This is a genomic window from Enterobacter sp. C4G1 (genome assembly GCF_052886895.1).
The window spans coordinates 1,582,152-1,595,035 of record NZ_JBQVVV010000002.1; the positions used below are offsets into that span (position 1 = coordinate 1,582,152).

The 12,884-nt window shown below is 54.4% G+C and carries 11 protein-coding genes; 2 read left to right on the forward strand and 9 right to left on the reverse strand.

Annotated elements, in window-relative coordinates:
- Positions 1-175: 175 nt before the first annotated feature.
- Together ACT9TW_RS21415 and ACT9TW_RS21420 are read left to right on the forward strand one after the other, a co-directional pair.
- Positions 176-1,582: an MFS transporter gene (locus ACT9TW_RS21415; RefSeq protein ID WP_446493634.1), complete on the forward strand. Its 1,407-nt coding sequence runs from the start codon at positions 176-178 to the stop codon at positions 1,580-1,582.
- A gap of 7 nt (positions 1,583-1,589) precedes the next feature.
- Positions 1,590-3,560: a glycoside hydrolase family 127 protein gene (locus tag ACT9TW_RS21420; protein ID WP_446493635.1), complete on the forward strand. Its 1,971-nt coding sequence runs from the start codon at positions 1,590-1,592 to the stop codon at positions 3,558-3,560.
- A 39-nt stretch (positions 3,561-3,599) separates the two neighbouring features.
- Here the strand turns inward: ACT9TW_RS21420 and purF are convergent, their stop codons facing one another.
- The 9 genes from purF to pdxB form a co-directional block, all read right to left on the reverse strand.
- Positions 3,600-5,117, reverse strand: coding sequence for an amidophosphoribosyltransferase (gene purF, locus ACT9TW_RS21425; protein WP_182061891.1), 1,518 nt, complete (start codon positions 5,115-5,117; stop codon positions 3,600-3,602).
- 180 nt (positions 5,118-5,297) lie between these two features.
- Positions 5,298-5,786: a colicin V production protein gene (gene cvpA, locus ACT9TW_RS21430; RefSeq protein ID WP_014071138.1), complete on the reverse strand. Its 489-nt coding sequence runs from the start codon at positions 5,784-5,786 to the stop codon at positions 5,298-5,300.
- 187 nt (positions 5,787-5,973) lie between these two features.
- A complete protein-coding gene (gene dedD / locus ACT9TW_RS21435) occupies positions 5,974-6,675 on the reverse strand; it encodes a cell division protein DedD (protein WP_182061892.1) in 702 nt (233 codons plus the stop codon).
- On the reverse strand, positions 6,665-7,933 hold the full coding sequence (folC, locus tag ACT9TW_RS21440) for a bifunctional tetrahydrofolate synthase/dihydrofolate synthase (RefSeq protein WP_446493636.1): 1,269 nt from the start codon (positions 7,931-7,933) through the stop codon (positions 6,665-6,667). Before folC ends, dedD begins: the two co-directional genes overlap by 11 nt.
- 69 nt (positions 7,934-8,002) lie before the next feature.
- The gene (gene accD, locus ACT9TW_RS21445; protein WP_182061894.1) at positions 8,003-8,908 is read right to left on the reverse strand and encodes an acetyl-CoA carboxylase, carboxyltransferase subunit beta; all 906 of its coding nucleotides are present in this window, start codon (positions 8,906-8,908) and stop codon (positions 8,003-8,005) included.
- Between the two features lie 154 nt (positions 8,909-9,062).
- Positions 9,063-9,722 carry a DedA family protein gene (locus tag ACT9TW_RS21450; protein ID WP_446493637.1) on the reverse strand — a complete coding sequence of 220 codons (660 nt, stop codon included), beginning with the start codon at positions 9,720-9,722 and terminating at the stop codon, positions 9,063-9,065.
- A 27-nt stretch (positions 9,723-9,749) separates the two neighbouring features.
- Positions 9,750-10,562, reverse strand: coding sequence for a tRNA pseudouridine(38-40) synthase TruA (truA, locus tag ACT9TW_RS21455; RefSeq protein ID WP_315686294.1), 813 nt, complete (start codon positions 10,560-10,562; stop codon positions 9,750-9,752).
- Positions 10,562-11,575 (reverse strand): aspartate-semialdehyde dehydrogenase, encoded by a 1,014-nt coding sequence (locus ACT9TW_RS21460; RefSeq protein ID WP_446493638.1) that lies wholly within the window; start codon positions 11,573-11,575, stop codon positions 10,562-10,564. The genes truA and ACT9TW_RS21460 overlap by 1 nt, the downstream gene beginning before the upstream one ends.
- Positions 11,576-11,642: 67 nt before the next feature.
- Positions 11,643-12,779: a 4-phosphoerythronate dehydrogenase PdxB gene (gene pdxB, locus ACT9TW_RS21465; protein WP_182061897.1), complete on the reverse strand. Its 1,137-nt coding sequence runs from the start codon at positions 12,777-12,779 to the stop codon at positions 11,643-11,645.
- Positions 12,780-12,884: the final 105 nt, after the last annotated feature.

The window sequence follows — 12,884 nt, forward strand, 5'->3', positions numbered from 1 at the left end:
TAATTTATTTTTAGTAAAAATTACGATCGATTTCACATCGAATACACAACGCCATATACCGAAACTCCATGCCAGATCTATGCTCACCTGCGTTTATTTTTACGTAAAAAAGTCAGAGAAATGTCGTAATGGCTTGCTAAACGATCGCTAACTGCTACTGCATATGGGATGAGTTATGGCTACTGTCGATGATCTGGATAGTGATGTACCAAGCGTTGTTGATGCGGGAGAAACCCTCTCTACCCGCGAAAAAATTGGCTACGGATTAGGGGATGCAGGCGGGCACTGTATCTCTGATTTGATCAGCGGTTTTTTACTTTTTTTCTATACGGACGTGTTTGGTCTTAGCCCGGCGATTGTTGGGGCTATGTTCTTTGTACTGCGTATTTTCGATGCCATCTCCGACCCGGTGATGGGCATTATCGCCGACCGCACCCGCAGCCGCTGGGGCCGTTTTCGCCCCTGGCAACTGTGGACTGCCGTACCGCTTGGCGTAATCGGTATTCTGACCTTTACCGTGCCGGATATGGGTCCGAACGCAAAAATCGCCTGGGCATTTGGTACCTATTTCCTGCTCTCCATTGGTTACACCGCCAATAACGTACCTTACTGCGCGCTGATTAATACGATTACCAACCGCCACGACCAGGTGATGTCCTGCCAGTCATGGCGCTTTGTGTTGAGCGGCATTGCCGGTTTTCTGGTGGCGGTCGGCCTACCCTGGATGGTGGAGTACTTCGGCCAGGGCAATCTGGCAAAAGGGTATCAGTACGGTGTGACCGTATTATGCACCATTGGGGTCGTGATGTTTTTGCTGTGCTTCATCTGGGTGAAGGAACGCGTGCCGCTGTCGCTGGCAGGCAATTTTACCCTGCGCGAGCATTTACAGGGGCTGCGTAAAAACGATCAACTGCTGATGATGCTGGTGATGTCTTTCCTGCTGGTCAACATCCTGTGCATTCGCGGCGGCGGGTATATGTATTTTATCTCCTACGTCCTCCAGGGAAGCGCGGGATATATGTCGCTGTTCTTTGGGATCCTCACCGTGGCCGGGATTGCCGGTGCGGTTATTGTTAACCCGCTCTCCCGCCACGTGGATATGGTGCATCTGTATTTCTGGACTAACCTGGTGCTGGTCGCATTCGGGATTGGCATGTACTTCCTCCCAATCGGGCCGCAATACCAGACACTGTGGCTAGTGTGCATTGCCATTAACAGCGTGATCCAGGGCTTCACCCTGCCGCTGCACTTCTCAATTATGGCCTTCGCGGATGACTACGGTGAATGGAAAACGGGCGTGCGCTCCTCCGGGATGAACTTCGCCTTCAACCTCTTTTTCATCAAGCTCTCCTGGGCCTCTTCCGGCGGCATCATCAGCCTGATCCTGATTATGGTGGCCTATCAGCCAGGTCTTGGTAATCAGACCCCGGCCTCCGTTCACGGCATCACCCTGCTGCAAAGCCTGGTTCCGGCGCTGTTCCACTTTGTGCTGGCCATGTGCCTGCTGAAGTGCCGCCTCAACGGCCCAATGATGAAACGTATTTCAACCGATCTTCACCAACGACATTCACACATTTCCTGAGGTAAACATGATGCAGTCTGATGTGATTGAAGCCGATCTGAATCGAATCACCGTTACCGACCCGTTTTTAGGGGAATATCAACGCCTCATCCGCGACGTCGTGATCCCTTATCAGTGGGAAGCCCTTAATGACGCTCTCCCAGAGGCGGAGCCCAGCCACGCGCTGGCCAACTACCGTATCGCCGCCGGGCTGGAGCACGGTGAGTTTTACGGCATGGTCTTTCAGGACAGTGACGTCACCAAATGGCTTGAAGCGGTTGCCTGGTCTTTACGCCAGAAGCCAGATCCACAGCTTGAAAAAACCGCCGATGAGGTAATTGAACTGCTGGCACAGGCCCAGTGCGAAGATGGCTATCTGAACACCTGGTATACCGTGAAGGAGCCAGGTCAGCGCTGGACCAACCTGGCCGAATGCCACGAACTTTACTGTGCCGGGCATCTGTTCGAAGCGGCGGTCGCGTTCTTTAACGCCACCGGCAAGGGCCGCCTGCTCGAAATCGCCTGCCGTTTTGCCGATCACATCGACTCGGTGTTCGGCCCGGGTCCCGGTCATCTTCGCGGTTATCCAGGCCACCCGGAAATCGAACTGGCGCTGATGCGCTTGTATGAAATTACCCGCGAACCGCGCTATCAGGCACTGGCCCGTTTCTTCGTCGAAGAGCGCGGTCAGCAGCCGCACTATTACGATATTGAGTTTGAAAAACGCGGCGGCACTCGCCACTGGGTCGGCTGGGGCGATGCCTGGCCGGGGATGATCAAAGACAAAACCTATACCCACGCGCATAAGCCGCTCAGCGAACAACATGAAGCTGTAGGCCACGCGGTGCGTTCGGTGTACCTGATGGCAGGCCTCGCGCATATCGCGCGCATGACGCACGATGAAGAGAAGCGTCAGAGCTGCCTGCGCATCTGGAACAATATGGTCCAGCGGCGGATGTATATCACCGGCGGTATCGGTTCACAGGGGATCGGGGAAGCGTTTACCAGTGACTACGACCTGCCAAACGACACCGCTTACGGCGAAAGCTGTGCCTCAATCGGCCTAATGATGTTTGCCCGCCGGATGCTGGAAATGGAAGGCGATGCACACTATGCCGATGTCATGGAGCGGGCATTCTACAATACGGTGCTGGGCGGCATGGCCCTGGACGGTAAGCACTTCTTTTACGTTAACCCGCTGGAAACCTACCCGAAAAGCATTCCCCATAACCACATTTATGACCATATCAAACCGGTTCGCCAGCGCTGGTTCGGATGCGCCTGTTGCCCGCCCAATATCGCCCGCACGTTAGTGGCAATCGGCCATTACATTTACACCCCTCGCCCGGATGCGCTGTTCATCAACTTCTATGCCGGTAGCGAGGCGCAATTTACGGTAAATAATCAGACGCTGGCGCTCATTATTGAGGGCAACTACCCGTGGGATGAAGACGTGACAATTCGCTTTACCCATCCCGGGGCCGTGGAGCATACGCTGGCGCTGCGCCTGCCAGAATGGTGTGCAACCCCGCAGGTTCTGGTCAACGGTGAAGCGGACCAGGGTAAAAACATCAAAGGCTATCTGCACCTGCACCGCACATGGCGAGAAGGTGACGTCATTACGCTTCATCTGCCAATGACCATTCGTCGCGTCTACGCCAACCCGCTGGTACGTCATGCTGCTGGTAAAGTGGCAATTCAGCGTGGGCCGTTGGTCTACTGCCTGGAAGAGGCGGATAACGGCGCAGAATTGCATAACCTCACCCTGCCGGAAGCGAGCGCGTTTCGCGAGAAACCGGGCACGGGCGTGCTGAAAGGAAAAGTGTTGCTGCAAGCGGAAGGATTACGTGTTCTGACAGCGCAGGAAGAAAAACCGCTGTACAGCTTTGATACTCGCCAGACGGCGGTGGAAATGCAGACGCTGACGTTTATCCCATGGTTTAGCTGGGCGAACAGAGGAGAAGGAGAAATGCGGATCTGGGTGAATGAAGGCCGTTAAAAAATCGAAGGGCGGCATCAGCGCCGCCCTTCAGGTTTATCAACCTTCGTTGTGCATCTCTAAGCTTTCGAGATCGTTTTGCAGCTGGACGGCTTTCGCATCGTCGTTGCGCAGCGAGTCAAGGTAGTCAAGGTACTGCTGGTCAACGTCTTTAGTTACGTAGATACCATTGAATACGGAGCATTCGAACTGCTGAATATCCGGGTTCTCGGCGCGTACGGCGTCGATCAGATCGGTCAGGTCCTGGAAGATCAGGCCGTCGGCACCGATTATCTGGCGAATTTCGTCCACTTCGCGACCGTGAGCAATCAGCTCATTGGCGGTTGGCATATCGATGCCATACACGTTCGGGAAGCGGATTTCCGGTGCTGCAGAGGCCAGGTACACTTTCTTCGCACCAGCTTCACGCGCCATCTCGATAATCTGCTCAGACGTCGTACCACGCACGATGGAGTCATCCACCAGCAGCACGTTCTTGTCACGGAACTCAGCACGGTTGGCGTTCAGCTTACGGCGCACGGATTTACGGCGCAGCTGCTGGCCCGGCATGATAAAGGTACGGCCAACGTAACGGTTTTTCACAAAACCCTGACGGTATGGCTTATCCAGAATGCGGGCGATTTCCAGTGCGATATCGCAGGAAGTTTCCGGGATTGGGATAACCACGTCGATATCAAGATCGTCCCACTCGCGGGCAATCTTCTCACCCAGTTTGGTGCCCATGTTCACGCGTGCGCTGTACACAGAAATCTTATCGATGAAGGAGTCAGGACGGGCGAAGTAGACGTATTCGAACAGGCATGGGTTGCTGACCGGGTTGTCGGCACACTGACGGGTAAACAGCTGGCCCTTCTCAGTGATGTAAACCGCTTCGCCTGGTGCGACGTCACGCAGGAACTCAAAGCCCAGGGTATCCAGCGCTACGCTTTCAGAGGCAACCATATATTCAGTACGGCCATCGCCAAGATCGCGCTTGCCGAGCACCAGCGGACGGATACCGTTTGGATCGCGGAAGGCAACCATTCCGTGACCGATAATCATCGCCACACAAGCATACGCGCCACGGATCTGGCGGTTAGTCGCGGCAACGGCGGCAAAGATGTTGTCTGCTTCCAGCGGATAATGGCGGAAGTTATCCAGCTCACTGGCGAAGATATTGAGCAGGATTTCAGAATCAGAAGTCGTGTTAATGTGGCGACGTTTCTCTTCGAACAGCTTTTTACGCAGCTCATGGGCGTTGGTCAGGTTGCCGTTGTGGGCAAGCGTGATGCCGTATGGAGAGTTAACGTAGAAAGGCTGAGCCTCAGAGGCGCTGGAACTGCCAGCAGTAGGATAACGAACGTGACCAATCCCCATATTACCTTGCAGGCGCTGCATATGGCGGGCTTCAAACACATCGTTTACCAGGCCGTTTGCTTTACGTAAACGGAAGCAGTTGTTTGCATCAATGGTGATGATGCCTGCTGCATCCTGTCCACGGTGCTGAAGCACCGATAATGCGTCATAAATAGACTGGTTTACCGGCATGAAACCGGCGATACCGACAATACCGCACATTCGTCTTTTCCTCGTTAAGAGTTTGGTTTAGTAGGCGTAATTGTCGCAGACAGTTTGAACACGGACAGCGCGCAACAACCGGAGCGTACACGTAGTACGCGAGGATTGTGAGCACTGCCCTGGTTCAAAATGGCAAGTAAAATAGCCTAATAAACCAAACTCTAAGCCACATCTCAGAGCTTATGCCCTGGGCAAGAAACTCGACGAGCTTTGCAGATAGTCAAAGAACCATCTGATGATGAAGCTGAACTCTGGAATGAGCTGCGACTTCTGCCAGTCTTCACTTTTTGAGAACCCGGTAAAGGTATCAAGGAAGAACAGTATCGCAGCCACAATCAGCACGCCACGCAACGCCCCGAAACAGATCCCGAGCACCCTGTCCGTTCCTGACAGACCGGTTTTCTCGACCAGCTGACCTATCACGTAATTCACGATAGCGCCGACTAACAGCGTCGCGATAAACAATACCGCGATGGCGATTCCATTTCGGACCAGTTCATCTTCAAAGCCCGTGAACCAGACAGACAGGTAAGTGTAGTAATGACTGGCAACAAAGAAAGCACAACCCCATGTCACCAGCGATAACGCTTCACGTACAAAGCCACGGATCAGGCTAACCAGACAGGAAAAACCAATCACCGCAATGATGGCGTAATCAATCCAGACCATATGTGTCCCACGATTAAACGCCCTGTCATCCAGTTCGGGGCGAATTCTAACAGAAAAAGAAAACGTTTGCGTAGGGATTTCCTTCCCGCGCGTAAATAAAAAAGGCGCTGAAAAAATGTTCAACGCCACAGGCTTTTTACGTCTCTGCGGACGTATGTTTCCCTCACCCCAGGGGGAGAGAGGGAGATCAGTTCGCGCTGTAATTCATCACCACACCGCTCAGACCAGAGATTTGCTTCAGTTCGCCAAGCGATCCTTTCAGCTTATCTTTAGATGCTTCCGGCCCCACGAGAATACGGGTGATTTTACCCTGTACAGGCGTGGAAGGTGAAGTGTAAACCCGATAACCCGCACTGCGCAGTTTACCCACTACCTCATTGACTTTATCGGCATTTTTTAGCGCACCGAGCTGCACAACGTAGGCTTTACCGGTTGGGGCAGCATCCTGCTGAGCCGGTTTTGCCGGAGGCGGTGTTTCTGACGCAGCCGCAAGCTGATCGGTGGTTTTATCACGCTGCGGTTTTGGCTGTGGTTTCTCGACAGGTTTCGGTTTTTCAACAGGCTTAGGCTGCTCAACCGGAACAGGCACAGGATCGATTTCACTGTTGGTGTTCACTGCCAGACGAGAAGGATCGAGCGACGGTGCCGCAGCATCCCCTGCCCGCACCTCTTCAGCCGCACCTTCCGGGGGCTGAGCAGGCAGAGCCTGAGTGGCAGCAGGAGACATATCAGGCTCGTCACGGTCGCCCGGCTTAGGGACCAGCGGGATTGCCGCGAATTCGTCCTGATAATGCTTTTTCTGCCCGTCGAGCAAACCGGGGAGAATAATCACCCCCAGCGCAACAAGCACAATGGTTCCTGTTAAACGGTTCTGAAACTTACTCGCCACCGGTTCTCCCCGCGTCCATCACTTCCATGACATGTGCTACGGTGTGGAACGACCCACACACCAGCACGGTATCTTCTGGGTTAGCATCTGCCATCGCAGCTTCCCAGGCCAGCGCCACGCTTTTATAGATTTCGCCTTTGCCGAGATGTTCCATCAACTGTTCGGCAGTGGCGCCACGTGGCCCCTCCAGTGGAGCACAATACCAGCAATCGACCACAGTCTCCATGCAGGCCAGCGTGCCAGCGATATCTTTATCATGAAGCATACCGATAACCGCCAGGACGCGCCCGGTTTTTGGTAACGATTTAAGACGTCCGGCAAGATATGCTGCCGCATGAGGGTTATGCGCCACATCCAGGATCACGCGCGGTGACTCACTGACAATCTGGAAACGCCCGGGCAGAACCGCATTCCGGATGCCATCGCGAATCGCCTGTTCACTCACGTTCAGTCCACTGGCACGCAGCGCTGCCAGTGCGGTTGCCGCATTCGGCTGCGGCACCTGCGGCAGCGGCAGGTTTTCCAGCGCACCCTGATCATCACTGAAACGCCAGCCGTTTTCCTGCACCTCGTACTGCCAGTCAACCCCGCGACGCAGCAGCACAGCGCCCTTCTCTTTCGCAACGTCAGCAATGGTGTGCGGCATATCCGGCTCGCCTACTACAGCAGGCCTGTTAGCGCGGAAAATACCGGCTTTCTCGCGGCCAATGCTTTCCCTGTCCGGCCCCAGCCAGTCGGTATGATCCAGGGCAATACTGGTCACCACGGAGACATCAGCGTCCACCATGTTGGTGGCATCAAGACGCCCGCCCAGGCCAACTTCCAGAATCACGACATCAAGCTGTGCCTGCTTAAACAGCCACAATGCAGAGAGCGTACCGTATTCAAAATAGGTTAATGAGATCTCACCGCGCGCGGCTTCGATTTCGGCAAAGGAGGCGGTATGGGCAGATTCCGGCAATTCGCTGTTTTGTACGCGCACACGCTCGGTATAACGCACCAGATGCGGAGAGCTGTAAACGCCAACCTTAAAGCCCGCGGCCATCAGTATCGATTCCAGCGTGCGGCAGGTGGTACCTTTACCGTTAGTGCCCGCAACAGTAAACACGAAAGGTGCCGGTTTTAACACGTCCAGACGCGCGGCGACCTGGCTTACGCGCTCAAGCCCCATATCAATAGTTTTACTGTGCAGGTTTTCCAGATAAGAAAGCCACGCGGCCAGGGGCGACGTGGCTTGGGGAATGCTGTTATTTTCCATGATGCCCGGTTGTCATTAACGATTAGAAAGAAAAAGGGCAGCGCCAACCGGCCCTGCCCTTTTCAGTTATCAGGCTTCGGGTTCCTGATCCGGTACGACCACGCCTTCGCGCGGCTCATCCGGGTTAGGCGCTGGCAGATTCATCAGCTTCGCCAGAATGCTTGCCAGTTTCAGGCGCATTTCCGGGCGGCGAACGATCATGTCGATAGCGCCTTTCTCGATGAGGAATTCACTGCGCTGGAATCCAGGCGGCAGTTTTTCACGTACGGTTTGTTCGATAACGCGAGGGCCCGCAAAGCCGATCAGCGCTTTTGGCTCAGCGATGTTCAGATCGCCCAGCATCGCGAAGCTTGCAGAGACGCCACCCATGGTTGGGTCGGTCAGTACAGAAATGTACGGCAGACCGCGTTCCTGCATTTTCGCCAGCGCAGCAGAGGTTTTCGCCATCTGCATCAGGGACATCAGCGCTTCCTGCATACGTGCGCCACCAGAGGCGGAGAAGCAGATCAGCGGGCAGTTGTCTTCCAGCGCCTGCTCTACAGCACGAACGAAACGCGCCCCCACTACGGAGCCCATTGAGCCACCCATAAAGGAGAACTCAAACGCTGCGGCAACAACCGGCATCTCGTGCAGAGTGCCTTTCATCACGATCAGCGCGTCTTTCTCGCCAGTCTCTTTCTGAGCAGAGGCCAGACGATCTTTGTATTTTTTGGAATCGCGGAACTTCAGCACGTCTTTCGGCTCGAGTTCGCTACCCAGTTCTACCAGAGAACCTTCGTCCAGCAGACTATGCACGCGGTTACGCGCCGACATGCGCATGTGGTGGTCACACTTAGGACACACCTCAAGATTGCGTTCCAGCTCCGCGCGGTACAGAACCTGGCCGCAGCTATCACACTTCGTCCATACCCCTTCTGGAATACTCGCTTTACGAGTCGGGGTTATGTTGCTTTTAATTCGTTCAATCCAGCTCATTGATAACCTTTCTGCCTGAACCTGGTCGGATGCCAGTTTTGCTATAAGAGGCGAATAATGCCATTTTTGCCTCCAACAGACCATGAATGTTGCACATTAAAACATAACAGCCCGAAACTTTGGATAAAAAAGTGGTCGAACCGCCGATGTGCATTTACTTCGCTTGTTTTGCCGCCGCGCGTCTGTGGCGAATAATTTCGATAACGCCTGGCAGGATTGAGAGCACAATAATGGCTACAATCAGCAACTTAAGGTTTTCCTGCACCACCGGAAGGTCACCAAACAGGTAACCTGCGTAGGTAAACAGCAGTACCCACAGCAGTGCGCCAACAACGTTGTACGCCGCAAAGTGACGATAGGACATATGGCCCATTCCTGCCACAAAGGGGGCAAAAGTACGAACAATTGGCACAAATCGCGCAAGGATAATAGTTTTGCCGCCATGATGTTCGTAGAACGCGTGCGTTTTGTCTAAGTAGCTACGGCGGAAAATCTTCGAGTCAGGGTTGCTGAATAATCGCTCACCGAACACCCGACCAATGGTGTAGTTGAGGGCATCACCCACAATCGCTGCGACAACCATCAGCGCCACCATCATATGTACATTCAGATCATTCGTTGGCAGCGCCGATAACGCCCCGGCAACGAACAGCAGCGAATCTCCCGGCAGGAAAGGTGTAACCACCAGACCGGTTTCACAGAACAGGATCAGGAACAGAATGGCGTATACCCACACGCCATATTGTGCGACCAGCTCCGCCAGGTGAACATCGATATGCAGAATGAAATCAATCAGAAAACGTATTAAGTCCATATTATATAAGCCTTAATTGCACCTTGTTTAGTCCGCTAAAAATAGCGGGCCCATTGGCGGTTTAGGAAGGTCAAACCGTTCCGGATAATCGACTGATACCAGATACAGCCCTTCAGCTTTCGCCGTTGCTGCCGCAAGCGTTCTGTCCTTAACTGCCAGCAGTTCTGCAATCCAGCTCTCCGGCTGGTGTCCGGCACCCACTTCCATCAGGCTGCCAACAATATTCCTGACCATATGATGTACAAAGGCATTGGCTTTGATATCTACCACCACATATGCGCCATAACGACTGACGTTAATGTGCATGACGTTACGCCACGGCGTACGGGACTGACACTGCACCGCACGGAACGACGTAAAGTCATTTTCTCCTAACAAAGACTGCGCCGCACGGTGCATACGTTCTGCATCCAGCGGTTCATAAAAATGGGTCACGCCCTGGCTTAACACCGCAGGACGCAGGCGCTGGTTATAGATGACATAGCGGTAGCGGCGTGCGGTGGCGCTGAAGCGCGCATGAAAATCATCCGGCACAGCTTTCACCCAACGAACCGCAATGTCTCCAGGTAAATTCGCATTTACGCCCAGCGTCCATGCGGCATCTTTACGTACAGCGGTGGTTTCGAAATGAACCACCTGCCCGGTGCCGTGGACACCGGCATCCGTGCGGCCAGCGCACAGGACGTTGATCGGCTCATTCGCCACCTGAGAGAGCGCTTTCTCCAGCTTTTCCTGGACGCTGCGCACTTCATTCTGACGCTGCCAGCCATAGTATTTACTGCCATCGTATTCGATACCGAGGGCAATTTTATGAACTGGCTTTTGTTCCACTTCCGACATTAGTACAGGTACTCCTGCACCAGTTTTTCAGCAATTTTTACCGCCATCAGCGCGCCGCCAAAGCGCACGTTATCGGCAACGGACCAGAACTGAACTTGCTCCGGCATCCCGTAGTCGTTACGCACACAGCCAACGGAAAGGTGTGCGCTACCGGTGGCATCGCCAACCTGGGTCGGGAATTCGCTCTCTTCAGACAGCGCGATATCGTCACCACGACCAAACGCATCGCGCGCTTCTTCCGCCGCCAGCGGGCGCAGTGCTTCAAAACTCACCATCTGCGCATGGCCATAGAAAACAGGTGACTGCACCACGTTTGCGGAGATCATCAGGCCATCGTCCTGCATAATTTTGCGGGTTTCATCAACGATACGGCGTTCTTCGCGCACTGAGCCTTCGCGGTCTGGCAGCAATGGCAGCATGTTGAAAGCCAGCTGACGACCAAAGAAATCGTCTTCGTCAATCGGGATGCCGTTCAGCAGCTTCGCACTCTGCCCCGCCAGCGCATCGACGGCCTTTTTGCCGTTCGCGGACGCGGACAGCAGGCTGGTCACGGTGATACGTGACAGGCCGCCATCGTCGATCAGCGGTTTCAGCGCGGTAAGCAGCTGGCTGGTCAGGCTACCTGGAACCGCAATGATATTGCGGTTACGGTAGTCAGCCAGAACAAACGGGTTCACATCAGGCACAACCAGCGGAACATCAGGCTCCATTGAGAACAGGCCGCTCAGATCAATCACCAGGCAACCGGAGTTGGTGGCGTCTTCAATGTAAGACGCGGTGGCTTCAACGCCAGCTGCGAAAAACGCCAGCTGCGCCTGCGTCCAGTCGAATTCGGCCGCATCCTGAACCATGACGGATTTACCGGCAAAACGCAGATGTTCGCCTGCGCTGTCGGTACGCGCCAGGGCGTAAATCTCTCCCACCGGGAACTGACGCTCAGCAAGGGTTTCAAGCAGGGCTTCGCCCACGGCGCCAGTGGCACCTAAAATGGCAATGTTCCAGCCTTCAGACATGGTGGTTTACTCCAGAAATAAAAAAGCGTCCCTGCCGGAGTATCCGACAGGGAGCATTAAGAAGACATTAACGCGCCGGGTTATGTGTGGCGTTAAAACCCAGTCGATGCAGCAGCGTCGCCGCCGCTGCGTCGTCGCACATTACGTACAGGGAAGACCATTCACGACGCTCAAGATAGTTCTTGCGCAGCTTGTCAAATTCACCCGGAATACCTGCGACTTTTCGCAGCAGCGCGTCATCGCGGCGCACATCATACACCAAATGCACCAGTCTTTTCAGCGTAGCCTCATCAAGCGGGCCATGCAGCGTGATGCGACCAAATTCCGGTGCAGGCAGCAACATATCCAGCGCGACCTGCTGCGGTTTGCCAATAAAGGCGCTATAGGCTTCAAAGACCTGCGTGGTACCACGCGCTTTGCCTTCAAGGGTATAGCCTGCAATATGCGCGGTGGCCACATCGACCCTGTTGAGCAGCTCAACATTAAGTTCCGGTTCAGGCTCCCACACGTCCAGTACGACGCTCAGTTCCTGCCCTTCTTTCAGGCATTTCAGCAGCGCCGCATTGTCAACAACCGGGCCACGGCAGGCATTTATCAGAATAGTGCCAGGCTTCAGACGGCGGATAAGGGTTTCATCAACCAGATGCAGCGATTTATACGGGCCATCTTTGAAGAGAGGCGTATGGAAGGTGATGACATCGCACTGCGCGACCAGCTCGTCTAGCGTGCGGAAATCCCCCTCATCACCCTTATCTTTACGCGGCGGGTCGCACAGCAGCGTACGGATGCCCAGCGCTTCAAGGCGCTTTTGCAGACGTCCGCCGACGTTGCCCACCCCCACAATTCCCACCGTGCGGTCTTTCAGAGCAAAACCATCGCGCTCGGCCAGCATCAGGAGTGAGGAGAAAACATATTCCACTACAGCAATGGCATTGCAGCCCGGTGCGGCAGAGAAACCAATCCCCGCCTGGCTGAGCCATTGGTCATCCACATGATCGGTCCCTGCAGTTGCCGTCCCGACAAATTTCACTGCTTTGCCGGAAAGTAACGACTCATTTACTTTGGTCACCGAACGCACCATCAGCGCGTCAGCATCATCCAGCTCGTTGACTGGAATTGGGCGACCCGGGACAGCCTTAACCTCACCCAGGCGGCTAAACAGCTCACGGGCGTAAGGCATATTTTCATCAACGAGGATTTTCACGTCTGAGTACCTGTTTGAGAGGAAGAAAACCTGCCAAGTGTGCCATAATCTTGCCGCCAGGCATACACGAAACCCTGGTTTAGGCAGAGTTTTGACTTTAAGGAT